Source organism: Microbispora triticiradicis (genome assembly GCF_005864065.1).
Classification (GTDB): Bacteria; Actinomycetota; Actinomycetes; order Streptosporangiales; family Streptosporangiaceae; genus Microbispora; species Microbispora triticiradicis.
Map to the genome: position 1 here is coordinate 257,431 of NZ_VANP01000007.1, position 25,723 is coordinate 283,153.

General features: G+C 69.3%; 18 protein-coding genes, 4 tRNA genes and 1 pseudogene. 16 read left to right on the forward strand and 7 right to left on the reverse strand.

Annotated features, from left to right (window positions below):
- The first annotated feature begins 127 nt into the window (after positions 1-127).
- Together FED44_RS20190 and FED44_RS20195 are read left to right on the forward strand one after the other, a co-directional pair.
- Positions 128-2,161 (forward strand): ricin-type beta-trefoil lectin domain protein, encoded by a 2,034-nt coding sequence (locus tag FED44_RS20190; protein ID WP_111699110.1) that lies wholly within the window; start codon positions 128-130, stop codon positions 2,159-2,161.
- 141 nt (positions 2,162-2,302) lie between these two features.
- Positions 2,303-3,613 carry a PQQ-dependent sugar dehydrogenase gene (locus FED44_RS20195; RefSeq protein WP_208759082.1) on the forward strand — a complete coding sequence of 437 codons (1,311 nt, stop codon included), beginning with the start codon at positions 2,303-2,305 and terminating at the stop codon, positions 3,611-3,613.
- A 133-nt stretch (positions 3,614-3,746) separates the two neighbouring features.
- Here the strand turns inward: FED44_RS20195 and FED44_RS20200 are convergent.
- Both FED44_RS20200 and FED44_RS20205 read right to left on the reverse strand, forming a co-directional pair.
- Positions 3,747-3,821: transfer RNA gene (locus FED44_RS20200), tRNA-Lys, on the reverse strand.
- A 133-nt stretch (positions 3,822-3,954) separates the two neighbouring features.
- The gene (locus FED44_RS20205; RefSeq protein ID WP_111699112.1) at positions 3,955-5,112 is read right to left on the reverse strand and encodes an acyl-CoA dehydrogenase family protein; all 1,158 of its coding nucleotides are present in this window, start codon (positions 5,110-5,112) and stop codon (positions 3,955-3,957) included.
- Positions 5,113-5,198: 86 nt separating this feature from the next.
- Here FED44_RS20205 and FED44_RS20210 point away from each other — a divergent pair, with 86 nt between their 5' ends.
- The gene (locus FED44_RS20210; protein ID WP_111699114.1) at positions 5,199-5,624 is read left to right on the forward strand and encodes a PspC domain-containing protein; all 426 of its coding nucleotides are present in this window, start codon (positions 5,199-5,201) and stop codon (positions 5,622-5,624) included.
- Between the two features lie 3 nt (positions 5,625-5,627).
- Here FED44_RS20210 and FED44_RS20215 read toward each other — a convergent pair whose 3' ends face one another.
- The 4 genes from FED44_RS20215 to FED44_RS20230 all read right to left on the reverse strand — a co-directional run bounded on the left by FED44_RS20215 (position 5,628) and on the right by FED44_RS20230 (position 9,347).
- Positions 5,628-6,917, reverse strand: a complete 1,290-nt coding sequence (locus FED44_RS20215; protein WP_138461672.1) for an MFS transporter — start codon at positions 6,915-6,917, stop codon at positions 5,628-5,630.
- A 151-nt stretch (positions 6,918-7,068) separates the two neighbouring features.
- Positions 7,069-7,410 carry a metallopeptidase family protein gene (locus FED44_RS20220; RefSeq protein WP_111699118.1) on the reverse strand — a complete coding sequence of 114 codons (342 nt, stop codon included), beginning with the start codon at positions 7,408-7,410 and terminating at the stop codon, positions 7,069-7,071.
- Positions 7,411-7,422: 12 nt separating this feature from the next.
- Positions 7,423-8,256, reverse strand: a complete 834-nt coding sequence (locus FED44_RS20225; RefSeq protein ID WP_244302097.1) for an ABC transporter permease — start codon at positions 8,254-8,256, stop codon at positions 7,423-7,425.
- Positions 8,253-9,347 (reverse strand): ATP-binding cassette domain-containing protein, encoded by a 1,095-nt coding sequence (locus FED44_RS20230; RefSeq protein ID WP_138461673.1) that lies wholly within the window; start codon positions 9,345-9,347, stop codon positions 8,253-8,255. The genes FED44_RS20225 and FED44_RS20230 overlap by 4 nt, the downstream gene beginning before the upstream one ends.
- Before the next feature lie 27 nt (positions 9,348-9,374).
- Here FED44_RS20230 and FED44_RS20235 point away from each other — a divergent pair, with 27 nt between their 5' ends.
- From FED44_RS20235 to FED44_RS20255, 5 genes are all read left to right on the forward strand, one after another.
- A complete protein-coding gene (locus FED44_RS20235; protein ID WP_244302098.1) occupies positions 9,375-10,034 on the forward strand; it encodes a TetR/AcrR family transcriptional regulator C-terminal domain-containing protein in 660 nt (219 codons plus the stop codon).
- A gap of 1 nt (position 10,035) precedes the next feature.
- Positions 10,036-11,640 carry a metallophosphoesterase family protein gene (locus FED44_RS20240; RefSeq protein ID WP_244302099.1) on the forward strand — a complete coding sequence of 535 codons (1,605 nt, stop codon included), beginning with the start codon at positions 10,036-10,038 and terminating at the stop codon, positions 11,638-11,640.
- A tRNA-Glu gene (locus FED44_RS20245) sits at positions 11,641-11,713 on the forward strand.
- Between the two features lie 108 nt (positions 11,714-11,821).
- Positions 11,822-11,896: transfer RNA gene (locus FED44_RS20250), tRNA-Asp, on the forward strand.
- 20 nt (positions 11,897-11,916) lie between these two features.
- Positions 11,917-11,993, forward strand: a tRNA-Phe gene (locus FED44_RS20255).
- Positions 11,994-12,101: 108 nt separating this feature from the next.
- On the opposite strand, the pseudogene FED44_RS37485 reads toward FED44_RS20255, so the two are convergent.
- Positions 12,102-12,253 (reverse strand): annotated as a pseudogene (locus FED44_RS37485) (IS5/IS1182 family transposase); the annotation flags it as partial.
- A gap of 464 nt (positions 12,254-12,717) precedes the next feature.
- On the opposite strand from FED44_RS37485, the gene FED44_RS20265 reads away from it, so the two are divergent.
- The 8 genes from FED44_RS20265 (at position 12,718) to FED44_RS20305 (ending at position 25,716) form a co-directional block, all read left to right on the forward strand.
- Positions 12,718-13,557 carry a helix-turn-helix domain-containing protein gene (locus FED44_RS20265; protein WP_208759083.1) on the forward strand — a complete coding sequence of 280 codons (840 nt, stop codon included), beginning with the start codon at positions 12,718-12,720 and terminating at the stop codon, positions 13,555-13,557.
- 66 nt (positions 13,558-13,623) lie between these two features.
- Positions 13,624-14,205 carry a dihydrofolate reductase family protein gene (locus tag FED44_RS20270; protein ID WP_138461675.1) on the forward strand — a complete coding sequence of 194 codons (582 nt, stop codon included), beginning with the start codon at positions 13,624-13,626 and terminating at the stop codon, positions 14,203-14,205.
- Between the two features lie 547 nt (positions 14,206-14,752).
- Positions 14,753-15,580 carry a cyanophycinase gene (locus tag FED44_RS20280; RefSeq protein WP_138461677.1) on the forward strand — a complete coding sequence of 276 codons (828 nt, stop codon included), beginning with the start codon at positions 14,753-14,755 and terminating at the stop codon, positions 15,578-15,580.
- Between the two features lie 45 nt (positions 15,581-15,625).
- Complete coding sequence (gene cphA, locus FED44_RS20285; RefSeq protein WP_167521541.1) at positions 15,626-18,358, forward strand: cyanophycin synthetase; 2,733 nt, start codon at positions 15,626-15,628, stop codon at positions 18,356-18,358.
- 321 nt (positions 18,359-18,679) lie between these two features.
- Complete coding sequence (locus FED44_RS20290) at positions 18,680-20,329, forward strand: YncE family protein (RefSeq protein ID WP_138461679.1); 1,650 nt, start codon at positions 18,680-18,682, stop codon at positions 20,327-20,329.
- A 507-nt stretch (positions 20,330-20,836) separates the two neighbouring features.
- On the forward strand, positions 20,837-21,703 hold the full coding sequence (locus FED44_RS20295) for a hypothetical protein (protein WP_111699134.1): 867 nt from the start codon (positions 20,837-20,839) through the stop codon (positions 21,701-21,703).
- Positions 21,703-23,019, forward strand: coding sequence for a TolB-like translocation protein (locus FED44_RS20300; RefSeq protein ID WP_138461680.1), 1,317 nt, complete (start codon positions 21,703-21,705; stop codon positions 23,017-23,019). Before FED44_RS20295 ends, FED44_RS20300 begins: the two co-directional genes overlap by 1 nt.
- A gap of 591 nt (positions 23,020-23,610) precedes the next feature.
- On the forward strand, positions 23,611-25,716 hold the full coding sequence (locus tag FED44_RS20305; RefSeq protein WP_138461681.1) for a hypothetical protein: 2,106 nt from the start codon (positions 23,611-23,613) through the stop codon (positions 25,714-25,716).
- The last annotated feature ends 7 nt before the right edge of the window (positions 25,717-25,723 follow it).

Here is a 25,723-nt window from a genome sequence, read left to right on the forward strand (position 1 = left end):
TACACCACTGTTCCGCCCACCACCGAAGATTAGCCACGGCGCGATTCGGGATCCCACCGCGTATCCACCATCACGATCACTGCCGCTGGTACCGCCCCCGCAAGGGATTCCGACAGGACGGACCCCCATGAGAATCACACCTCTTGCGAAGTTACTCGCGAAGTTGGCAGCCATCGCGCTACTCCTCGCCCTCGGCGGCGGCATCGGGACGAACGCCCTGGTGGCGCCGGCGTACGGCGCGACCGCGGCGACCGGCGCGGCCGGGAGCAGCTCGGCCGGTCAGGCAGCCGGCGGCTGCGTCGCGGATCCCACCCTCCCCGGCGCCACGACAAGCCCCCTCTACACCGTGACGGCGGACGGCGCGCCGCTGTTCGTCGAGAAGATGACCAAGTTCGCCCCCGAGATGCAGGTGCATTACGCGCACTGCTCGATGGCGGAGGCGGGCACGGCCACATTCTCGGTCACCGTCGCTCAGAGCTTCAGCTCGTACACCGTCAGCCCGAAGAGCCGGAAGCTGGCGGTCACCAGAAGCGGCAACACGATCACTTTCGACAGCGGCCCCAACTACTTGATCGTCCAGTTCGACTCCAAGGAACTGCTGTTCATTCTCATCGACGCGCCCGAGTCGAATCCGCCCCAGCTGGGGGACGCCAACGTCAAGAACCTGGCCGATTACGGGGTCGACAACACGGGGGCGACGCTCGTCACCTCCAAGATCCAGAACGCGATCAACGCCGCGTCCGGAGCGACCCAGAACATCCTGTACGTCCCGCCCGGCAGGTATCAGGTCGGTGAGCTCTGGATGAAGAGCGACATGACCCTGTATCTGGCGGCCGGCGCGATCCTCTACGGCTCGAACAGGCCGGGAGACTTCAACACCGGCAGCGGTGGTGTGAACATCGAAGGCACCCAGCACGCGACCGTCCGGGTGTACCAGGTGCACAACGCGAAGCTGCTGGGCCGCGGTGTCATCGACGGAAACGGGAAGTCCCTGCGGGCGCAGGGCAGCAACCTGAACCTGCTGAAAATCGAGCAGAGCTCCGACATCCTGGTCGACGGCATCATCGTCCGGGACCCCAGCTACTGGAACACGCTCATCTACCGCAGCGACAAGGTCACCCTGAAGAACTACAAGGTGATCAACGTTCGGCCCACCACGACGACGTGGAACAACACCGACGGGGTGGATTTCGACGAGCCGACCAACGGCCTGCTGTCCAATGCCTTCCTCTACACGGGCGACGACAACATGGCGACCAAGAACGAGTTCGACAACGGTAGCTTGATCAACACCAGGAACATCGTCCACGAGCATGTCGTCTGCTACAGCAACTCGGCCTGCGCGAAGATCGGGACCAAGACCCAGGGAACCTCGATGGACGGCGTCGTTTTCCGTGACATCGATGTGGTGAGGGCGGGACGCGCGATGGTGATCGACGCGTACGACACGGCCGTCGTCTCGAACGCCAGGTGGGAAGACGTCAGAGTGGAGAACACCGACAGCCTGATCGACCTCAACGAGGACCGTCCGCCGACATGGAGAACGGCGAAGAACACCTCGACGATCCGGGACGCCTACTTCACGAACGTCTCCTCGGACGTGAAGAAGGTCATCAACCTGCATGGGCGTTCGTCGTCCGTGAACATCGCCGGCGTGCACTTCAAGAACTTCACCGTCCAGGGGAAGCCGATCACCAGCCGAACCGATCCGGACGCGAGCTGGAACATCAACGCCTACGTCTCGGGCATCACCTTCGACGGCGACACGACACCGCAGCCCGGGACCATCCGACTGCGCAGCCAGTTCGCCAACCGGTGCATCGACAGCCCGAACGGCGCCAGCGCCAACGGCACCCTGCTGCAGATCTGGGACTGCAACAGCCTCGTCAACCAGCAGTTCACCCGCACCGGCAGGCAGTTGCTGCTCGTCGGCAAATGCCTGGACGAACCCACGGGCGCGACACACGGGACCAGGGTGCAGCTCTGGAGCTGTTCCGGCGGCAGCAACCAGCAATGGAACATCAACGCCGACGGCACCATCACCAGCGGCAGCGGCAGCGGGCTCTGTCTCGACCTGAACAACGACGCCACCGGCAACGGCACCGCGGTCATCCTCCGCAACTGCGACGGGGGCAACTCACAGAAATGGGCCAAAAACTAATCAGCGCCGGCGACAGCGGAGGCCTGGTGAGGATCCCGGCGGAGGCGGCACCCCTCCGGGACCGGAGAGCGGTACTGGCAACAGCGCGTCGGCGCGCGCCTTGCCCTGACTGAACTGTTCACGTCAGGAAGGAGCACTCCCATGTCCCGACATCCGTGGCTGACGGCGCTGACCGTGACGGCGCTGGTCGTCCCCGGGGCGCTGGCGCTGACCGCCCCTCCGGCGAGCGCGCTGACCATCCCGGCCTCCGACTACCAGCAGATCGCCCTGGCCACCGGCGGCGCGGAGCTCGGCGAGGCCATGTCGCTGGCCGTCCTGCCGAACCGTTCGGTCCTGCACACCGCCCGCGACGGCACGCTGCGCGTCACCGACGCCGCCGGCGCCACGAAGGTCGCCGCCAGACTCAACGTCTACACCCACGACGAGGAGGGTCTGCAGGGCGTCGGGGTCGATCCCGACTTCGCGACGAACCGGTACGTCTGGCTGTACTACTCGCCCCGGCTCAGCACTCCGACCGGCGACGCGCCGAGCAGCGGCACCCAGGCGCAGTTCGACCAGTGGAAGGGGCATCTGAACCTGTCGAGGTTCACCCTGAAGCCCGACGACACGCTCGACCTGGCGAGCGAGAAGGTCGTGCTGGAGGTGCCCAACGACCGGGGGATGTGCTGCCACGTGGGCGGCGACATCGACTTCGACGCGGCGGGCAACCTCTACCTCACGACCGGCGACGACAGCAATCCGTTCGAGTCGAGCGGGTACGCCCCCCTCGACGAGCGCACCGGCCGCAACCCCCAGTACGACGCGCAGCGCACCGCCGGCAACACCAACGACCTGCGCGGCAAGCTGCTGCGGATCAAGCCCCGGGCGGACGGCACGTACACGATCCCGAGCGGCAACCTCTTCCCGGCGGGCACGGCGAGGACCAGGCCGGAGATCTACGCGATGGGCCTGCGCAACCCGTTCCGGATGAGCGTCGACAAGGCCACCGGCGTCGTCTACCTGGGCGACTACGGCCCGGACGCGGGCGTGACCAGCTCCAGACGGGGCCCGAGCGGCCAGGTCGAGTTCGACCGGATCACCGCGGCGGGCAACTACGGCTGGCCGTACTGCACCGGCACGAACACCGCCGCCGAGACCTACACCGAGTACACCTTCCCCAGCGGCCCCTCCCTGGGCAGGTACGACTGCGCGGCCGGTCCGGCGAACAACTCCTTCCGCAACACCGGCCTGCCCCACAACGAGTACACGCTGCACGGTCTCCACGCTACGAGGGGAAGCTCACGCCCTGGCCTCACGGTCGTGACGTTTTCGTCCGCCGGTCCTGGATGCCTGTCGACTCGGCAGAGTGCGGAGAGACGATCTCTGGCCATCCGCATGCCCTCACTTGACGCTGGGGCACTGGGGAGTCTTCGGTTGTGGTCTTCTGTTGATCGTCTGTGGGGTCCGGCCTGACGAAGGGCGCCTGAACGATCTACCGTGTGCCCGGTCCATGCCCGCGAGCGAACAACGAGCAACCAAACGAGATCAACTACTCGCCGCGAGGCACACCTTGACCGAGAAATCCCAGGTCAGGTGGGGTGTGGAGTGGTGGGGCGCCAGGGACTCGAACCCTGAACCGACGGATTAAAAGTCCGCAGCTCTGCCATTGAGCTAGCACCCCTTGGTCATGCCCCTCGGACTCCCGCGTCGCGGTGTGATCCGGCAGGACACTCCCCAAGATGCAGGGTACAGACAGTACCGCGTACATGGCGACGTCATTGTCCCTGATCGCCCCATCAGGGATCGCGGCCGGGTCAGCGGAAGGCGTCGAGGCCGGTGAGCGCCTTGCCCAGCGTCAGCAGATGCACCTCCTGGGTGCCCTCGTACGTCAGCACGGACTCCAGGTTCGTCATGTGCCGGATGACCGGATACTCCAGCGTGATGCCGTTGGCCCCGAGCACCGTACGCGCCTCGCGGGCGATGTCCAGGGCGGCCCTGACGTTGGCCAGCTTGCCGAAGCTCACCTGGTGCGGCTTCAACGAACCCGCGTCCTTGAGACGGCCCAGGTGGAGGGCGGTGAGCCCGGCCTGGCCGAGCGCGACGGCCATCCAGGCGAGTTTCTCCTGGGTGAGCTGGAAGCCGCCGATCGGCTTGCCGAACTGCACGCGGGTGGTCGCGTAGTCCACGGCCGCCTCCAGGCAGGCCCGGCCCGCGCCGACGACGCCCCACAGGATGCCGTACCTCGCCTCGGTGAGGCACGAGAGCGGGCCCTTCAGGCCCGTCACGTCCGGCAGGACCGCGGACGCGGGCAGCCGTACGTCGTCGAAGTACAGCGAGGACGTGACCGAGGCGCGCAGCGAGAGCTTGCGGTGGATCTCGGCGGCGGAGAACCCGGGTGCCGAGGTGGGCACGACGAAGCCGCGGATGCCCTGGTCGGTGCGGGCCCAGACCACCGCCACGTCGGCGACCGAGCCGTTCGTGATCCACATCTTGGCGCCGTTCAGGATCCAGTCGCCGGACGGGTCCTGCCTGGCCGTGGTCCGCATGCCGGCCGGGTCGGAGCCGTGGTCGGGCTCGGTGAGGCCGAAGCAGCCGATCGCCTCCCCGGACGCCAGCCGGGGCAGCCACTCCTCCTTCTGCTCCTCCGAGCCGTACTTCCAGATGGGGAACATGGCCAGCGACCCCTGCACGGACACGAACGACCGCAGGCCGGAGTCGCCCGCCTCCAGCTCCCGGCAGGCCACGCCGTACGAGACCGCGTCGAGCCCGGCGCAGCCGTACCCCTCCAGGTGCATCCCGAGCAGGCCGAGGGAGCCCAGGGCTGGTGCGAGTTCGCGGGCGGGGAAGACGCCCCGCTCGAACCACTCGCCGACGTACGGGAGGACCTTGTCGGAGACCACGTCCCTGACAGCGTCCCTGATCAGGCGATGCTCGGGGTCGAGCTGGTCGTCGAGGTCCAGGAGGTCGTCCATGACGGTCAGGCTATAGGGGCCGCTTCGGGGTAGGGCCAGGGGGAATCCCGATGTGCGCTCGCACCCCCAAAAGGCATTGTGGAGGCATGAACGAGATGAACACCAACGGTTCGGTCAAGCAGCTCCACCGCACTCGAAACGGCAGGATCGTCGCCGGCGTGTGCTCGGGCGTGTCCGAGTACACCGGCATCGACGCCAACATCCTGCGCCTCGCCCTCGCCGTGGCGAGCTTCTTCGGCGGCCTCGGCTTCGGCGTCTACGCCGTCGCGTGGCTCCTGCTCCCCGAGGAGGGCAAGCCCACCTCCATCGTCCAGGACCTGATCAACAAGAACAAGGACGGCCACGTCTGGCACGACGCCAAGGCCAAGTGGGACACCGTCCAGCAGGGCTGGCAGCAGAAGCAGTCCCAGCCCACCTACACCGGCACCGGGAGCTACGAGCAGCACCCGTACGGCCGGCCGTCCACCGACGGTCCGCAGAACCAGGGCGGCCAGGGCACGCCGCAGGCCTGATCCTCAGGCGGCGGCCCGGACCTTGGCGATGATCTCCGTACGCGACTCGGTCCAGAGCACGGCGAGCACCGCCGCGGCGCACAGCCCGGCGATCCCCGCCAGCGTCACGACCGGCTCTGGACCGAGCCGCTGGGCCGCGGCGCCCCCGATGAGGATGCCGGTGCCCTGGGCGGCCATCAGCCCCGACTGCACCAGCCCGAACGCGGCGGCCCGCCCGGACGGCGGCACGCACTGCACGAAGGCCGCATTGGCCGCGAGCTGGTACGCCCCGCCGACGCCGGACAGCACCCACAGGGCCAGCACGCCCTCCAGCGGCGGCCGTACGACGCACACCACGAGCGGCGCGCAGGTCAGCATGGCCAGCCAGCCCATCCCCCGCAGCCGGCCCACCGGCGTGACGAACCGCCCGAAGACGAAGGCCCCGAGCACGGTCCCCGTCGGCATCGCCGCCATCAGCAGGCCCGTGATCACCGCCACCGGCAGCCGCCCGTCGGCCAGGGTCGCGGCGTACGGCGCGGCGATCCCCTCCGGCAGCACGTAGAACCCGCACAGCAGGGCGAACAGCACGAGCGTACGCAGCCGCCGCTCCCTGAAGACCAGCCGGGCGCCGGCCCGCGTCATCCGCCACACGGACGGCCGCTCGCCGTCCTCCCGCTCGGGCGCCGGACGGCGGCGCACCCCCGCGAAGATCACCAGCGCCGACCCGAGGAACGTCGCGCAGTCCAGCGCCAGCGCGCGGTACGGCCCCAGCACGGCGATCGCGGCGCCCCCGGCGGCGAACCCGAGCATCTGCACGGCCTGGTTCGTCATGTTCTGCAGCGCCGACCCCACGACGTACCGGTCGCCCTCCAGCACCTCGGGCAGCAGCGCCGCGCGGGCGGCGGAGAACGGCGCGCCGAGCAGGACGACGCAGAAGACCAGCGCGCACAGCACGGGGAACGGCGTCGCCGGAACGGCCATCGCGGCCATCGTCAGGGCACGCAGCAGATCGCACCAGAGCATCACCCGCCTGCGCGGATACCGGTCGGCGAGCCCGGCCAGCAGGGGACCGCCCAGGATGGGCGGCAGATAGGTCAGCGCGTAGACCGACGCCGTGGCCAGAGGCGACGCCGTACGGCTGTAGACGAGCACGGCGAGCGCCACCTGGGCGAGCTGGTCACCCAGCAGCGACATGCCCTGACCGAGCCACAGGGACCGGAACTCGGGGATCGCGGCGACCTCGCGGTAGGTGACGCGGGTCGCGGGAGGACGGCGGTGCCGGCCGGACAGCCTGCCGGGTTCGGTGGCCGCCATTTCACTCCGCGGGAATCGCCCCGCCGGCGACGGCCGCCGGTGCTCGCCGCGGCCGGAGAATCTGACAGTGCGTGGTCGCCATGTCACTTACAGTGCCCGGCGAGCACGCCTTTTGCAAGCGATAGGTCATCCCCAGGCCAGGAGCCTGGGGTCACCACCCGAGTTCGTGCAACCGGTCGTCGTCGATGCCGAAGTGGTGGGCGATCTCGTGGACGACGGTGACCCGGACCTCCTCGACCACGTCGTCCTCGGTCTCGCAGATCTCCAGGGTCGGGTTGCGGTAGATCTCGATCCGGTCCGGGAGCACCCCCGAGTACCAGTCGCCCCGCTCGGTCAGCGGAATGCCGGTGTAGAGCCCGAGGAGCCCCGGCTCGGGCGGGTCGTCGACCACCACGACCACGACGTTGTCCATCACCTTCGCCAGGTCCGCGGGGATGGTGTCCAGCGCCTCGGCCACGAGTTCCTCGAACCTTCTCAGCGGGACGTCGATCACCGTCCCATCGTTTCACCGCGCGGTGGCCGTGCGGTAGCGGCGTACGGCGAGCGGTGCGAACACCGCGATGATCAGCACCGACCAGCAGACGGCGGCCGTCACCGGATGCCGGAGCGGCCAGGACGCGGCGGCCGAGCCCGGGTTGCCGAACAGCTCGCGGGCGGCCGAGACGACCGCGCTCATCGGGTTCCAGTCCGCGACGGCCCGCAGCCAGCCCGGCAGCCCCTCCAGCGGCACGAACGCGTTGGCCAGGAAGGTCATCGGAAGCACCCAGGAGAAGGTCAGCCCGTCCGCCTGCGCCCCGCTCCTCGCGAACAGCCCGAGGTACGTGCCCACCCACATCATCGCGAACCCGAACAGGGCGAGCAGCGCGAACCCGGCCAGCACCCGGAACGGGTTCCCGTGCGGACGCCATCCGGCGATGACCAGGCCGGTGACCGCCATCATGGCGAGCGACAGCATGGCGCGGGACAGGTCGGCGAGCCCGCGCCCGGCCAGTACGGCGCCGCGCGCGATCGGCTGGGTGCGGAGGCGGTCGATGACGCCGCGCGCCATGTCCTCGGCGACCGCCGTCGCGGCCGACACCGTGCCCATCGCCATGACCTGCATGAAGATGCCGGGCATCAGGTAGTTCCGGTAGTCGCCCCCGCCGGGCAGCGTGATCGCGCTGCCGAAGACGTACCCGAACAGGACGGTCATGATGACCGGGAAGACCAGCACGCTCGCGAGTTCGGCGGGCTGGGCGCGCAACCGGGAGTAGCTTCGCCCGGCGAGCACGAGCGTGTCGGTGAGGCCCGAGCGCAGCCGTCCGAGAGCGGTGGCCGGGGGATCCATGGGGACGGTCATGCCGCGTCCGCTCCCGTCAGCCGCAGGAACACCTCGTCGAGCGTCGGGCGGCGCAGGCCCAGGTCCTCCACGGCGATGCCGGCGGCGTTCAGGGCGGAGGCCACCGCGACCAGCGAGGCGGCCCCGTCCGGAACGGGTACGGCGAGCCGCCGCTCGCCGGGGTCGATCTCCATGTCGCCCGCGGCGCGAACTCCGGCGCCGTTCCCGGAGCCGGCGAAAGAGCCGGCCAAGGAGGCCGCCGAGGGGTTCGCTCCGGGACCTGTTCCCGGGCCCGCTCCGGGGCCTGCTCCGGGGCTGCCGGGGAGCGTCCCGCGGATCACCTCGGCCCCGCGCGTGAGGTCCGCCGCCTCGCGGAAGGCCACGTACAGCCGGTCTCCGCCCACCCTCGCCTTGAGCGCGGCCGGTGAGCCGGACGCGACGACCCGCCCGGCGTCGAGGACCGCGATCCGGTCGGCCAGCCGGTCGGCCTCGTCCAGATACTGGGTCGTGAGCAGCAGCGTCGTGCCCTCGTCCGCCAGTTCGCGCAGCAGGTCCCACAGGGCCAGCCGGCTCCTGGGGTCGAGGCCGGTGGTCGGCTCGTCGAGGAAGAGCACGGGCGGCTCGACGACGAGGCTCGCGGCCAGGTCGAGCCGGCGCCGCATGCCGCCGGAGTACGTCCCGGCCGGCCGGTCCGCCGCCTCGGCCAGGCCGAAGCGTTCCAGCAGTTCCCCGGCCCTGCTCCGGGCCGTACGGCGGGGCAGGTGGCGGAGCCGGCCGAACAGCTCCAGGTTGCCGCGCCCGGTGAGCAGCTCGTCCACGGCCGCGTGCTGCCCGGCCAGGCCGATGCGGTAGCGGAGCCGATCGGCGTCCCGGACCACGTCGCATCCGGCCACCCGGGCCGAGCCGCCGTCCGGGCGCAGCAGGGTCGTGAGGATGCGCACGAGGGTCGTCTTGCCCGCGCCGTTGGGTCCCAGCAGCCCGCAGACCGAGCCGCGCGGCACGTCGAGGTCGACGCCCCGCAACGCCTCGGCGGGCCCGTACCTCTTGCGCAGTCCTTCCGCATGGATCACAGCCGCCTCCTTAACGCCGTTAAATTTAACAACGTTAAGCATGAATCGAACGTCGTTAAGCTGTCAACCGTGGCACTCGAACGCGGCACGATCGTCAGCACCGCGCTGCGGTTGCTGGACGAGGTGGGGCTGGAGAAGCTGACCCTGCGCAGGCTGGCCGCCGAGCTGGGCGTACAGGCCCCCGCGCTCTACTGGCACTTCCGGAGCAAGCAGGAGCTTCTGGACGAGATGGCCGACGCCATCGCCGTACAGGAGGCGCCCTCACTGCGGCCGCTCGCGGAGGGCGAGTCGTGGGAGGAGTGGCTGGCGGAGTGGTTCCGCGGCCGGCGCCGCGTCTTCAGGTCGCACCGCGACACCGTCCGCCTCACCGCGGGCACCCACCCCGGCGCCGAGACCCTGCGCACCGCCGAGACGATTCTGGAGTCGCTGGTGCGGGCCGGATTCACGCCCAGGGACGCGATGTGGGGGATCGGCACGCTCGGGAACTTCCTCGGCGGGTTCGTGCTGGAGGAGCAGGCCGACCAGGAGAGAGGCCTGGTCGGACAGGATAAGTTCGAGGAGGCGCTCGAGGCGCTCGCGCCGTACCCCCACCTGCGTGCGGTGATGGCCGACACCGGCGCGCCGCAGAGCGACGCGGCCTTCGAGCACGGCCTGGCGTTGATTCTGGCCGGGATGAGGACGCGTATCGAGGCGACGCGGGGTATGCACAAAAACGATGGAGATCTCTAGGGTGAGGGCCTTTGCCCGGAAGGCGGCCGGCAGCCGGACCGCCGCCGTTCTCGCGGTCGTGCTGGCGGCGGTGGTCGGCGGCTGGCTCGGGCTGGCGCTCGGTGCCAAGGTGGACACGCCGGTCGGCCCCGCCGACATCGGCATGTCCATCTCCCCGTCGCTGCGCGGGGAGACCGTCGTCGACGTGCGGCCTCTCGGGACGCTGAAATTCAACACCCACGACGGCCCGGTACGGCTCGGCCTGACGATCGAGGCGGTCCACCCCGACGTGGCCGAGGACATCATCAAGAACCCCCGGTGGGCCGACCGGCTCCCGACGACCATCGAGACCGACGTGATCGAGGGACTGCGCCGGCTCGCCGTACGGGCGGCTCTGTTCGCCGTCGCCGCGGGGTTCGTCACGGGCCTGGTCGTCTTCCGGCGCCTGTCCCGGGCGGCCTGGACCGCGGGTGGCTCCCTGGTCATGGTGGCGGTCCTCGGGGGCGTGTCGGCGCTGACGTTCAACCCCCGCTCGATCGCCGAGCCCCGGTACACCGGGCTGCTCACCGGCGTGCCGTCCCTGGTCGGCGACGCCCGGTCGATCGTGACCAAGTTCTCCGAGTATCGCGGCCAGCTCGCCAAGCTGGTGACCAACGTCTCCCAGCTGTACGAGGCCGGGTCGAACCTGCCGATCTTCGACCCCGACCCGGACACGATCAGGGTGCTGCACGTCTCCGACCTGCACATCAATCCGATCGGCTGGAACGTCATCAAGTCGCTGAAGGACCAGTTCAAGGTGCAGTTCGTCGTCGACACCGGCGACATCAGCGACCACGGCACCAAGCCGGAGAACGAGTTCGTCAAGGAGATCGGCTCGCTCGGGGTGCCGTACGTCTACGTGCGGGGCAACCACGACTCCAAGAGCACCCAGGACGCGGTCGCCAAGCAGAAGAACGCGATCGTGCTCGACGGCAACGCCGTCACGGTCAACGGGCTGACCGTCTACGGCCTCGGCGACCCGAGGTTCACCCCCGACAAGGCCGTCCAGGTGGACGGCGACTCCAGCGAGAGTCTCCTCGACCTCGGCCGGACCAACGCCCTGAAGCTGGCGCCCCGCGACTGGTCGCGGTCGAAGTCCACCTCCGCCCCCGACCGGATCCCCGCCGACATCGTGGCCGTCCACGACCCCACCGTGGGCCGCGGTTTCTCCGGGTACGTCCCCCTGGTGCTGACCGGGCACGTCCACGCGCGGTCCACCCAGCTGATGCCCACGGGAACCCGGCTGATGATCCAGGGCTCCACGGGCGGCGCCGGCCTGCGCGGCCTGGAGCACGACGAACCGACGCCGCTCACCGCCTCGGTGCTCTACTTCAACAAGAAGAGCCACCGGCTGGAGGCCTGGGACGACATCACCGTCGGCGGCCTCGGCGAGCAGTGGATCCAGTGCCAGCGTCGTATCGAGCCGGACCCGGGCCGTACAATTTTCCCGGAGTCGCAGCAGGCGCCGTCCCCGACGGCAAGCGGCGGCGGCTCCCCGTCGCCAACCGCTTTGGCATCGGGGGCAAACGTCCCCTATGCTTCAGAGGTCTCCGACGGAAGGCGTCACGGAACAGGGCGAAAGCCTTGAGCCCCCATCGTCTAGCGGCCTAGGACACCGCCCTTTCAAGGCGGCGGCACGGGTTCGAATCCCGTTGGGGGCACGTGGAGCGCGTCGAGCGCACCGGAAGACGGAAGGTCGGAAGACCTCCCGGAAGCTGGTAAGCTAGGCGAGCCGAACAACACGGGAGCGAAAATCTCCCGAACATAGAGGTCCTGTAGAGCAGTTTGGAGTGCTCGCCACCCTGTCAAGGTGGAGGTCGCGGGTTCAAGTCCCGTCAGGACCGCGTACGGCGGCAGCCGCCGAGGTCAGGTAGCTCAGTTGGTACGAGCGTCCGCCTGAAAAGCGGAAGGTCGGCAGTTCGACCCTGCCCCTGACCACCACCATTGAACAGCCCAAACGCCCCGAGCGATCACGCTCCGGGGCGTTTTTGATCTCCAGTGACAGCAACGTGGCTTCAGGTGCCGAAACTGGCGACACGGAAGTGGCTGCGCTTGAGCGTGGTGCGGCCAGCAGCGGAGCTTTGACAGCAGCACGCTTTCAGGGTCGCGACGGCACGTTCGCCGAGGGTCCGGATGCGCGCGTGTGCTCGGTTGACGGCCTTCTGCCCACGTGACAGCCGCGGGCGGTGCCGGTTCTGCTCAAGACGAGAGCTGTCCACGTTGAAGAAAATTAGGTGAAGGTCGACAGACGGTATCCAGCTTGGCGACCATGTTGGAATTCGTGCTCGGTCCAAGGGTGGTTGCCGTCCCATAGGTAGAAGAGACGGGTGCCATATTCTCTGATTGGCACTGAAATAGGTTGCTCTCGACAAGCTCTCTCTCCTGGGCGCCGCTCCGACATTGGCGGCGATCAACCCGCAGCCGCGTAGCAGGGCACGGTGACGCAGCAGAGCGTGGTTCAGCGCCTCCCCCATGCAGGGCGACAATTCGTGGGCCGAGAATCCTCCATCGCTCACGCAACGCGCGTACCCCACGCGAATGTCCGAGGCTGGGCGCTCGTCCGGGATCGGCGCCGACTCGATGCCGGCGGCAACGCGGCTGGACCATTCCGGCGCGCGATGCCGGTGGGGTTGATCGCGAACACGGTGACGGCGATGCTGTGGGCGTGGAGTACGTGTCCAGAGTGCCGCGACCGCCGCTGGACGGGCTGATCGACGACCTCTACTACCTGGAGGGTGCGCCGCCGTACGCCCGGCTGACGCTGCCGCCGATGCCGGCGGCGTTGCTCATCGTCAATCTCGGGGCGCCGTTCCGCATCCGCGCCGGCGCCGACATCGAGACGGCCGAGTACGCCGACGGCTGCGTGGTCACCATGCCCACCCGCGCGGTGGAGTTCGGCTACCCACTCCGGACCCGGTCCGTGGGCGTGCACGTCAAGCCGTGGGGGCTGGCGCCGTTCCTGCCGATGCCCGCGGCCGAGCTGTGTGACCGGCCGGTGACGGTGGAGCAGGTCTGGGGCCGGCCCGCCGTTGCCGAGCTGCGAGACCGGCTGGCCACGGCGGGCGGGCCGCACGAGATGCTGACGCTGCTCGAGGAGGAGCTGATGCGACGGCTGTGCGAGACCGCCGGCCTGGGGCTGGTCCGCCATACGAGCAGCGTCATCGCGGCGACCGGCGGGGCGGTGGCGATCGGCGACCTGCGTGTGGCAGCCGGTGTCAGCAGCACTCATCTGACGCAGCGGTTCAAGGAGCTCATCGGCGTCACGCCGAAGCGGCTGGCCCGCACCTACCGCTTCGCCGCCACCGTGTTCGCGATCGACCCCGCCGGACCGATCGACTGGGGTGACCTCGCCGGTGGCGCGGGCTACTTCGACCAGGCGCACTTCGGCCACGAGTTCCGGGCGTTCACCGGGCTCACGCCGACCCGGTACGTCGAAGTCCGGAGGCGGTTCCTGCGCGAACATCCCGGCCACGTGCTGGACGGCTGGCCGCTGCCGGCCGATTGATTTCTTACAAGAGCGACAGCTCACGACCCGCTAGCTTGGGGCACCCCGAAGCAGAGGAGAGCCCCCGTGGGCAAGGTGGTCATGTACAGCTCGGTGTCGGTGGACGGCTTCGTCGCGGACGACAATGACCAGCCCGGGCCGCTGTTCGACTGGTTGTGCAGCGGTGACGTCCCGTTGGACGAGAGCGGCGAGCTGAAGGTGTCGCAGACGTCCTACGACCACACCCGGGCGTACTGGGACCAGATCGCAGTCACGATCGTCGGCCGCCACGTCTTCGACCTGACGGACGGCTGGGGCGGCAAGCCGCCGGGTGGCGTCGACCACGTGGTCGTCGTGTCGCACCGGCCGATGCCCGAGGGCTGGGACCCCGAGGCGCCGTTTCACTTCGTCGACGGCGTCGAGGCGGCCGTGGCCAAGGCGCGGGAGCTCGCGGGTGACCGCTTGGTCGAGGTCGCCGCCGGTGACGTCGGCGGCCAGGTGCTCGCCGCGGGCCTGGTCGACGAGGTGCGCATGGACGTCGTACCCGTCGTGTTCGGGTCCGGCAAGCGCTACTTCGGGTCGGTCCACGCGCAGCACCTGTTGGAGGACCCTGACGTGGTGATTCAGGGCAACCGGGTACTTCACCTGCGCTATCGGGTGCGCCATTGACCGATCTGAGCGGGTACGCGAACAAGCCCACCGCGAACGGCGACACAAGATCGGGGCCTCCGGCCGCGTTCGCGCATCGCTGTCCCCGATCGGGCAGCCGACGCCGTTCCGCCCCAGCACCTCACCTGTGGCATGTTCAACTCAAGATCACTGGTCGCCGGTTGAAGTAGGCCAGTACGTCAGCGGCTCGCTTGCTCAGGGTGCGGCCGAGCTTGCCCAGCGGCTCGTGCGCCAGCTCCCGCGTGACGGTGTCCCGGGGTCTTCCTGCACACCCACAGCGTCGGCACCAGCCCTCGGCGCCGTCATCGGCCTCCAGGACCCGGCACGCCGTAAACCCGTCGAGATCGCGGCGAAGCGTTGCGCGGGCATGGTGGGCTGCAACTGCCCGAGGAGTCGTCCAGGCAGCGCTCCGGGCCCGGGGCGCCTCCGCGGCGCCCTGTGCTCCGAGTAACGCGAGCACCCCGCTCTCAAACCGGACAATATGCGCCGATAGGTGCTCTCGGATGATATTCGACCCCGGAGGGTAACAACTGGCCGAGGGGGGAGCATGGACGCGGACGAAGGGGACAAACCTGGTGACGCGGGCCGCCTGCTTGCCATCGGGGGCGCCGAGTGTCGTGGTTCTGGCCTGCTCGAGCGGTTCGTGGAGCTGTCTGGCGGCGAGGCGGCCCGGATCGTGCTGGTCACTACGGCCACCGAGGCGCCCGAGGAGGTGCGCGCCGACTACGAGCGGGCCTTCCGCAAGCTCGGCGTGGACCACACCAGGGAACTGCGGCTGCGCGGGCGCTCCGACGCCGACGGCGACAACGCGGCCAAGCTCCTTGACGACGCCACGGGTGTGTTCTTCTCCGGCGGCGACCAGTCGCGGCTGCGCGCCCTGGTCGGCTCGCGGGCCAACGAGATCCTCCGCGAGCGGCTGCGTGCAGGCGGCGCGGTCATCGCCGGGACCAGCGCCGGCGCCACCGCCATGGGCCGCACGATGATCCTCGGCGGCGAAGGCCCCGGCGTGTCCGTTGCCACGGTCCGCACCGGCCCCGGACTCGGCCTGCTCCCGAAGGCGCTCGTCATCGACACGCACTTCAGCGAGCGCGGCCGGCTCCCCCGGCTGCTCAGCGCCATGGTGCTCGACCTGGAGTGCCTGGGCGTCGGCATCGGCGAGAACACCGGGATCCTGGTCGACGGCACCCGCTTCGAGGTGCTCGGCACCGGCGTGGCCACGGTGGCTGACGGGCGGAACGCCACGGTCATCCACGCCGCCGGGGACGAAGACCCGATCACCCTGTTCGGCGTCCGGTTGCACCTGCTGCCCGCCGGGTGCGTCTTCGACATCGCGACCCGAGAGGCCGCCATCGGGCCCGCGCACGACCGGTACTGATCACCGCCGGCCCGCCCATCCGCCCAACCCTTGGGGGAGTGTCACGTGCGTCTCGACGACCTGCGTCACCTGAGCGGACCCAACTCCTTCAGCACCCGTCCGGTCACCGTCGCGCGGCTTGAGCTCGAGGAGCTGACCGGCCGGAAGACCACCGAGTATCCGGGCTTCGCCGGCCGGCTGACCGCGGCCCTGCCCGGGCTGGCCGAGCACCACTGCGCGTCCGGGCGTCCGGGCGGCTTCCTGGAGGCCATGGCCAGGGGCACCTACTTCGGCCACGTCACCGAGCACGTGACGCTGGAGCTGTCCAGCCTGGTGGGCCGCGACGTGTACCTGGGCCGGACCATGTGGGCCGGCGCCGACGGCCGCTACGACGTGATGACCGAGTGCCCGCTGGACGAGCCAGCGCAGTCCTCGGTGCCGGCCGAGCTGCTGGAACTGGCCATCACCACGGTCAAGCACGTTCTTCTCGAACGCGTGCCCGACCTGCCGCTCGAACTGGCCAGGATCGCACGGATCGTGGAGCGGGAGCGCCTCGGCGTGAGTACGGCCGCGCTCGCGGGCGCGGCCCGCAGCCGGGGGATACCGGTCCGCCGGGTCGGTCAGCTGAGCATGCTGCGGCTCGGCTACGGGCGCTATCGCCGGCTGGTGTGGGCCGCGCTGACCGAGCGGACGTCGGTGATCGGTGCGGACATCGCGGCCGACAAGATGCTGGCCAAGCAGTTGCTGACCGGCGCGGGCATCCCGGTGCCCGACGGGGTGGTGGCCTGGAGCGCGGCCGACGCCGCCGGGGCGCTGGGCCGGCTCGGCGGGCCGGTCGTGATCAAGCCGCTCCACGGCAACCACGGTGCCGACGTGACCGTCGGCGTGACCACCGCCGCGGCCGCGGCCGCCGCGTACGCCCAGGCGGCGGCCGACGGCGAGGGCGCGATCGTGGAGAAGTTCGTGCCCGGCACCGACTACCGGGTGCTGGTGGTCGACGGCCAGGTGGTGGCCGCGGCCGAGCTGCGGCCGGCCTCGGTGACCGGCGATGGTGTCTCCGACATCGCCCGACTCGTCGATGTGGTGAATGCCGACCCGCGCCGGGGCGAGTGCCACTCCCGAGAGCTGACCAAGATCGAACTGGACGAGCGCGCGCTCGCGCACCTGGAGGCCCAGGGCTTGGGCCCGGCGTCGGTCCCGGCCCGCGGCCGGCTCGTGACCCTGCGCCGGAACGCGAACCTGTCCACCGGCGGAACCAGCCGCGACGTGACCGACCTGGTGCACGAGGACGTGGCCGACATGTGCCGCCGGGCCGCCGCCGTGGTCGGCCTGGACGTCTGCGGCATCGACGTGCGGCTGGCCGACATCTCGGCACCGATGCGGTGCGGCGGGGCCGGTCACGGCGGGGCTGAGCCCGGGGCCGTGATCGAGATCAACGCGTGCCCGGGGCTGCGGATGCACCTGTCCCCGGCCGAGGGGGCGCCGCGGGACGTGGCCGGCGCGGTGATCGACAGCCTGTATCCGCCCGGCGCCCCATCTCGGGTCCCGGTCGTCGCGGTCACCGGGACCAACGGGAAGACCACGACGGTCCGCATGATCGGCCACATCCTGAGCAAGGCCGGGATGCGGGTGGGGATGTCCACCACGGACGGGGTCTACTCGGGCGGCCGGCTGGTCTACGACGCCGACGCCTCGGGCCCGCGGTCCGCGGACATGGTGCTCGACGACACCAGCATCGAGGCCGCGGTGCTGGAGACGGCGCGCGGCGGGATCATCCGCGGTGGGCTCGGCTACGACCAGGCCGACGTGGCCGTGGTCACCAACATCACCGCCGACCACCTGGGCGCGGACGGCGTGGAGGATCTCGACGACCTGGTCGAGGTGAAGGCGCTGGTCGCCGAGGAGGTTCGCGAGGGCGGGACCGTGGTGCTGAACGCCGACGACCCGATGGTCGCCGCGCTCGCCGACCGGCCACGGGTGCGCAGGCGTGCGTCCGTGATCAGGTATTTCAGCCTGGTGAACGGCAACCCGGTCATCGAACGGCACCGGCAGGCGGGCGGCCTGGCCTACGAGCTTCGCAACGGCGAACTGGTCGAGTTCGATGCGGACCGGGAGCGGGCGCTGCTCAGCGTGGCCGAGCTGCCCGGCGCGTTCGGCGGGCTCGCCCCGCACGTGATCGCGAACGCGCTGGCCGCGGTGGCGGCCTGCCGCGGGCTCGGGGTCAGCGCCAAGGACATCCGGCGCGCACTGGGAACGTTCACGCCGGCCGAGTCGAACCCGGGGCGCGGCCACGTCTACCTGGCCGGCGGCGGCCCGGTGATATTGGACTACGGCCACAACGCCGCCGCGCTCGACGCGACCGGCCGCATGATCAACGACGTCTGGGGCGGCGAGCCCGTGGCCGCGATCACGCTGCCCGCCGACCGCCGCGACGACCTGGTGGCCTGCTCGGCCGAGGCCGTCGCCGCGTGGTTCGGCCGGGTCGTCGTCTACGAGGACGCCGACAAGCGCGGCCGCCGGCCCGGCGAGATGACCGGCCTGATCACCGCGGCCATGCGCCGGGCCCGGCCCGGCATCGGCCTCGCCACCGCCGAAGGACCGCAGGCCGCCCTGCGCATCGCGGTCACGCTGGCCGCCGGCCACCCGGTCCTGTTCGTCTACGAGAAGCTGGCCATGGCCCGCCAGGCCCTCGAGGCCCTGAACGCCCGCCCCTGGCCCGCCGGCGCAGTCCCGCCCGCACCCGCCGACGCCGGTCTCGCCTGCTCCTTCCATCGAGACGCCGCAATCACGGATGACTAAAACGAGGGTCATCGACGCGAAGCGCGTCCATGGTGAATTGTTCGCGGTCGTCGGTGGTGGGACGCACCACATCCGAGCGCCCGCAACCAAGGGACACAGTCAGCCGATGGTGATCGAGGAGGCGGGGGAGGACACGACGTGTGTCCCTCGTGTCCCTGAACCATGATTGACCTGCGGAAACGTGGAGGGGATTGAGGGACGCGGCCGGGGCTGCGCTGTCCCTTGATCACGGTTTGGTGTCGCGCGACCGGATGATCTTGACGTGGGAGCACCCATGGGAGGTTATTAGAACACGCGTTCACATACCGGCAGGAGGCTCTCGTGTCCCCGTCCCTGGTTCGCCGATTAGCCGCTTACTGCGGCACCGCCGGCCTGATCACAGGCCTGCTCACCGTCACTGCCCCCGCCGCCTCGGCGGCCGGCACGACCACCGACCTCGGGGTCACTGACTCCTACACTGCCGATCTGGCCGTCGGCGGCGGCCGGGTGTTCGTTCCCGCCAGCGACCGCATCATCGTGGCCGACACTGACGGAAACCTCACCGGCGGCGTCGTCACCGGACTGCCCGGCGTCCAAGAGCTGGCCGTGAACGCGGACGGCACCCGCCTGTACGCGGCTCTCACCGGCTCGAACGAGGTCGCCGAGATCGACACCGCGAGCCTCGCCGTCACCCGCCGGATCGACCTGTCGGCCTACCCTTGCCCGTCCACCCTGGCATTGCTGGGCGAGCGGCTGTGGGTGGGGCACGGATGCGACAACGGCCCCGGCGGCGTCGTCGGCCTGGATCTCAGCGCGAGCGCCCCGGCGCCCGTGGCGGTCGGGGGCGAGCACCTGCGGCCTCCCGTGCTCGCGGCCGCCGGCGACACGCTCGTGGTCGGCCAGACCGCCCTGCACCACGCCGACATACTGGTCTACGACCTCGGCGACGGCGCCCCCGCGCTGCGCGGCACAATCGACGGCGAGGAGTGGCGCATCGACTACCTGCGCGACCTCACCCTGAGTTCCGACGGCGGCACCCTGATCAGCGCGGCCGACACCCCCGGTCACTTCACCAGGTACGACACCAGGACCCTGGCGGCGACCGGCACCTACGGCGACGGCTGGGACGGGTACCCGTCCGCCGTGGCGCTCGGCTCGGACGGCGCGTACGTCGCAGCCGGACGCCAGTGGGGCAGCACCGACCTCACCCTCTACGACGCCGCGACGGGCGCGGAGCTGTTCGCGGCCGACCAGCCGGACGCCGAACTGCTCCCGGACAGCGTCGCGTTCTCCGGCACGGACGTCTTCGCGCTGCTGCGCAGCTCCACGGACCGGCTGCTGCTGTGGCGGGTGACGGGCGTCGCGCTACCGGCCACCAAGCTCACGGTGACGGCCCCCGCGGACGCGTACGCCGGCTCGCCGATCACTGTCGAGGGGCGGCTCACCCGCGCCGACGGCGAGGCGCTCGGGCTCAAGCCGCTCACGGTGATCCAGTACCTGCCCGGCTGGACGAAACTGCCGATCACCGGGGTGACGACGCGGCAGGACGGCACGTTCACCTTCCAGGACACGCCCGTCTTCGAGCTGCCGCCGTACGTGGGCGAGGTGATCTACTGGGTGTTCTGGGACGGCGACGACGGCCATCGCCGCAGCAGCGCCTCCGTCATCGTGACGGTCAAGCGTGAAGCCACGCTCACCCTGACAGGGCCACAGTCCGGCGTCGCCGGCACGGCCATGGAGCTGAGCGGCGTCCTGACGTCGGGCGGCAGGCCGCCCTCTCCGGGGTCCACGCTCACCGTGCAGCGCACCCTGTACGTCAAGGGCACCAGCGGTAAGACCGTCAAGCTCCCGCCGGTGAGGGTGAACGCCGACGGCACGTACACGTTCACCGACACGCCCGCCAACGCCGGCAGGTACAGCTACCTCGCGAGCTATGCGGGGGACGGCGGGACCGGCCCGGCCCAGGCCACCCATCAGATCATCGTGAAGTGACCCGACGACCGGTGCCCGGCCGCCGGGCCGGGCACCTCGGCCGGGATCCGGTGGCAGCTCGCCATACGGGTTGGGCTCGCCGGCGAGTGGACGGAACGAGAGTGTGCGCGGTACATCCCGCTCGAGAGGTTCTCAGCCGCTTTTGACGCGAGGCGTCCCCGATGCGAAGCACCAAGAGAGGCGCGCGAAGCGTCTTCTGCCAGGGCGTTGAGAACAGGCGTAAGTGACTAATTGCGTGACAACGGCAAGATGCAATCACGGACGTTGACGGACGCTCGCGCACGCTACACAGCAGGCCGTTGGGCACTTCCACAAGCTCCCGAACCTAAGCCTGATGGCGGATGAGCGCCAGATCCGGGCGTCGACGCCTGTCCGCAGACGTCCGAGGTCGGCCATTGATTCGTTTGTGATCGCGTCTGTGTATCACTGTTTGCTGTGGCACATTCGTGGGCGAGGCTCTCGCGGTGGAGACGAATCCGTAGATGGACAGGCATCGCCACGGTCTTCGTGGGTCTGGCCGCCTGTCAGGGGGCGTTCGGGCGCAACATACAGGCGGTCACGTACGGCGAGCCCACATCGTGTCCCAGCGATTTATCCGAGTCCGGGCCCGCGGCCGGGATGGTGATCGATTGCGTGGGGTGGACACTGCACGTGCCATTCGGCATGGATATCGAACTCAGTACGGCCGCGAGCCATGCCGGCTCTGTGTCGATGTTCGACACCGACCCTGTCCCCATCGAGATCACCCCGGACGGACACCGCGTCGCCTACTTGGACGTGAGGGAGCTCCGCTACCTCGCCAAGGATCTCCGCTCCGGCTTCACCCGCCCGATCACACCACGCCTCACCCCTGAGGAGATCGTCGCAATCACCTCGGTGGTCAGTTCCGCCGACAGCCGCCACTTCGCCGTGTCCACCAGGGAGAACCGTCGGACATTCGTCACGGACTTCGAGACGGGCCGGACGAGGACACTCAACCAGGTGTGCTGGGCCTACGGGCTGACCGGCGACAGCCTGATGGGCAGCGCGGGCTGCGACGGTCAGGACGTCTCGATCGACGCCATCCGCTTCGACGGTACGGCGGCCCGCTTCCGGTCGGAGGAGGAGCGCCCCCGTGACTTGTCCGCAGACCTGCGGTGGTACATCGACTTCGGGGAGCCGACTTCGGTGTACGAGACCGCAACCGGGCGGCGGGTGCGGGTCCTGCCCTCTGAACTCAGCGAATTCCAGTGGGCGGGCGCCGACACCCTGGTCGCACGAGACGCGGATATCGAGGACGGGGACGACTACATAGCCATCGACGCGAGAACGGGCGAGCTCATCTCGATTGGCATCCCATACTCCGACTCAATCGTCTTCGGCAAGGTCCGTTGATGTCGGACTGGTACGAGCAGGTCCGCCGTACGGCGTCGCTGTTGGGCGGACGCACGCCGTATGCCCGGCACATGGCGGAGAAGGCACTGCGCGACAGGGAAGGCACGAAGGACGCCTTCTTCTCGCTCTATCGGTCCTATCTCAGCCCCTTCCGCGCCTGGCCCGATCCGGGCTGGGGGACGGAACTCTCCAATCTGGAGCGTGCCGTCCTGGTTGCGTTGCACCATGACGGCTGGACCGAGCAGGAGACCGCCTATTTGTGTGGGCGAAGTAGAAGAGCCGTGCGGCGGGCGGGCGAGAAAGGGCTTCGTGCTCTGGGCACCGATGGCACGGCTCTCGCCGGCACGCTACGGGCAATGACGAAGGATCTTCCTGCGGTCGCCGAGCGGGAGCCCGGGCGGAATCGCACCGGGTGCGGTGCCTTGATTGTCTGCCTTATCGCCTTTGTCCTCATGGTGGCCTATTGCTCGGCCCTGGATGCTTCGCTCGGACAGCACGCAGGCCGCGCTCCCTTCGTCGCCCTTGCCTTTTCGGAGCTCAATCCATTGCGCGGTCCTATGCAGGCCACGATCCGGTACGCCTACCGCGTCGATGCGCCGGTAACCGGGCTCACCGATGGAAGCTACTGGGTCGTCATCACTGAGTCGGACCAACGGCTGCTTGTCGAGGACGCCACTCCAAGCGACCTCGAGATCAGCCCGAACGGCCGGAGGCTGGCCTACCACAGCCGGAGCAAGCGCGAGGTCGTCGTGCATGACCTTCCGTCGGGGAGGATCAGCACGATATCGAAAGCCGATGCGTCGGACTACGAACTGTATTTTTCTCCAGACGGTCGCCGCCTCGCGTTCGCTTCCGAGGACAAGCTGTTTGTCTGGGACGGCAAGCGGCGGCGTGTCCCGGGGTTCGGGGCGGAGTCGACACTGAACGGCTGGTTAACGGGCGGGCGGGCCCTGCTGATTGATGACTCGGAGGGCGTCCGGGCGGTCGATCTCAATGGCACCGTCCTGTTCAGCACAGAGGACTCGGACCACGTGGGCCCGTTGCCCGACGGGAAGACGTGGATCGGCGTCGGCTCTGACGAGAATCGCTTCACGCGGTACGGTCGGCGCACAGGTCGCCGGAGCATGCGACTGCCCGCGACCGCGAGGCTCGAAAAGGTCAAGTGTTGGACCAGTGCCGACACCTTCGTGATCAGTACTTACGGCTACGGGCCCAGCCACTACTACCGGATCGACATCGAGACCGGGGAAGCAGAGCCTCTGCCCGCTCTGGTCCCGGAAGACCTGAAAGAGGTGCGTTTCCCCGGGTGTGTGTGATGATCGACAAGCCTGGGGCCGACAGTGGCGTGCGGGCGCTGGACAGGTCCCGCACAGCGACATCCCCTTACGCATGTCCCAGGATGAGCAAGGGCCCCAATCGATTCACCACACCGTAGCGCCTGAAAGCGGAAGGTCGGCAGTTCGACCCTGCCCCTGACCACCACCCTTGAACAGCCCAAACGCCCCGAGTCAATTTCCAGATCGCTATGGAGTGGCCGGCGACTTCCTTTGAGGAGCCGGACAGGTCAACCTGTTACGACATTCTTTCCATCTTCCAGGGCTACGGCGTAACCGTGATGTCGAGGTGATCTGGCCTTGGGTGTCGCTTCGCTCATGGACCTGCACAGTCGACACGGATCGATCTGGATCGACCGAGGCGCCTTGCCCGACGCCGTGACTTGCGCTCGTCGGCCGGGCATCCCAGCACGCCCAGACTCACCTAATACAGATCAATCGATCGCATTTCGATAATGTTGGGGATAAACTCCCGGATCGCCTCCTGAAACGCGACACTTCGATACAGTGGCCGCGATCTTGCAGTCCCATTGTTGACATCGTCAACGGACTCCGTTCAGGGGAGACAACCGAGTGGGTACAGCGCTCACATCCGCGGCGTTGATGGATCACGATCTGCCGGAACCGACCAGCTACCGCGGGCAGCACGTCATCCCGCTGGAGGTCCCTTCCGACGCCTGGCTCGCCTATCACGGGCTCAGCTACTGGCTGGACCCCATCGTCGACGGTCAGGAGGGTACTTGCGGCATATCTCTGATCTCGGATGACGGGTTGGAGCTCACCTGCGCCGTCTACGACGAAGCCGGACGGGAAGTACCGCTCGCGGACAACTTCGCCGACCCGCGGAACCCCGACGCCCGATCGCTCCTCATCGTCCTGCGGGAGGGGGAGCCGAACCCCGGCACCAAGGCCGACGAGCCCGTCTGGACCGAACGGGTGCGCGGCAACTCACTCACCTTCCGCTTCAACTACACCGGCAGCCGCGAGGTGCCGGACGTGGTCCTCCCGCTGGAGCTCGGGGCTCCGGTCGTGCAGCTTCTCGACCGGCGTAGGCTGTGCTTCCGCCTGAAGAGCCAGCCGGCGACCTCGACCCTCCTGGCGCAGCGGGACCGGGACCGGCTCCCGTCCGCCAGCCCGCTGATCTACCTGCATGGCTACGAGGACCCCGACACCGGTGCCGAGACCATCGGAACACGCCTGCCGCCGATCGCCCTGACCCACGAGCGCATCGCCGCCGCCTGGCAGACCGCCAAGACCACCGGCTACTTCGACCCCACGGTGTTCCCCAACGTGCCGGGCGACCAGGACCAGGCCACCCGCGCCGGCCTGATCCGGACGGTCGCCGACCTCGACGAGGCGACCGTGGTACAGCAGTTGTCTTCCGGCGCCCGCCTGGTGATCCGCCGGACCGAGACCGGGTCCTACACCTACCGCTTCCTGCCCGCCCCCTCGCACTGCCGTCCCGGGCTGGTGCTGGTGGAGTACTACCGGCTGACCTCGTTCCCCGCCCGGTACGGCCCTGGACGCACGATCAAGACGTTCTCGCTGCTGCCCGGGGAGAAGACCACCATCCGCGTCAGCACGTACAAGCGCTCGACCGAGAGTCTGCAGAAGACCGCGTCCATCCTGGACGCGAGCAACAGCGACACCGAAAGCGAGTTCGCCCGCACCGTCAACTCCGAACAGTCCAACCAGGACAACGCGAGCAGGAGTTTCGAATACCGGGTCGAGACCGAGGCCGAGGGGCAGGCCAACTGGGGCTGGGGCAGCGCCAGCGCCAAGGTCGCCGGCGGGGTGTCCGGAAGCTCCAACAGTGCCAGGCAGGAGCTCAGCAAGAACCTCACCAACGCGGTCAGCCGGAACGTCGCCCGCGCCTCCTCGCGCCGGGAGGTGCAGGTCGACACCAGCCTGGACGTGAAGCTGGAGGAGGGGGAGGAGCAGGCGGTCGAGCGAACGCTGGAGAACATCAACGTCAGCCGCACGCTCAACTTCGTCTTCCGCCAGATGAACCAGGAGTTCATCACGCTGCTGCACCTCGTGGACGTGCGTGTGGCCTTCTTCAACGGTCACGCCGAGTCTCGCGACGAGGTCCCGCTGACCGAACTCGACCGGCTGCTGGGCGACTGCCTGCGGCCCGATCGAATCGCCGAAGTCCGCGACGGCATCCACCGAGAGGTGAGGGCGATCCGCGACCTCGACGGACGGGCTCGTCCGGACTTCGTCCAGACGGTCTCCGGTGCCGAGGACGACCCGGCAGCCGCTCTCTTCGTCGACCCCGATTGCAGTTCCTCCCACGCGGGACCCAACAGTGTGGAGTACACCGTCCCCGGGGTCCTCGTCGCCGCCGGCCGGCATATCCTGCGGACGGACGGCATCGTCGTGGACGCCTTCCTCGGCGAGGGCAACGCGTTGGACGACTACTCGATCGGGCTGCAGACCCAGGCCGTACGGGCGCGGCAGGTCGAGAACAGTGCCGGCGAGGCCGACAGCCGACTGCGCCGGATCGAGGCCGAACGGCTCGAGCTGGCCCTCAAGATCGTCGCGGACAACGACAGCGAGCGCGCCGCGCTCTACCAGCAGCTGTTCGTCCGGCCGCAGATCGTCAACCAGATCGATCACGCGGCGGTGAACTCCCTCCCGGACAACGGGCCGGTGTCCCAGCCGGCCTCGGCGAACTGACCCGGCA

Coding starts and splice junctions, on each gene's coding strand:
- FED44_RS20190 (WP_111699110.1), top strand. CDS start 128: ATGAGAATCACACCTCTTGCGAAGTTACTCGCGAAGTTGGCAGCCATC.
- FED44_RS20195 (WP_208759082.1), top strand. CDS start 2,303: ATGTCCCGACATCCGTGGCTGACGGCGCTGACCGTGACGGCGCTGGTC.
- FED44_RS20205 (WP_111699112.1), bottom strand. CDS start 5,112: ATGGACGACCTCCTGGACCTCGACGACCAGCTCGACCCCGAGCATCGC.
- FED44_RS20210 (WP_111699114.1), top strand. CDS start 5,199: ATGAACGAGATGAACACCAACGGTTCGGTCAAGCAGCTCCACCGCACT.
- FED44_RS20215 (WP_138461672.1), bottom strand. CDS start 6,917: ATGGCGGCCACCGAACCCGGCAGGCTGTCCGGCCGGCACCGCCGTCCT.
- FED44_RS20225 (WP_244302097.1), bottom strand. CDS start 8,256: ATGACCGTCCCCATGGATCCCCCGGCCACCGCTCTCGGACGGCTGCGC.
- FED44_RS20230 (WP_138461673.1), bottom strand. CDS start 9,347: ATGCTTAACGTTGTTAAATTTAACGGCGTTAAGGAGGCGGCTGTGATC.
- FED44_RS20280 (WP_138461677.1), top strand. CDS start 14,753: ATGGACGCGGACGAAGGGGACAAACCTGGTGACGCGGGCCGCCTGCTT.
- FED44_RS20300 (WP_138461680.1), top strand. CDS start 21,703: ATGTCGGACTGGTACGAGCAGGTCCGCCGTACGGCGTCGCTGTTGGGC.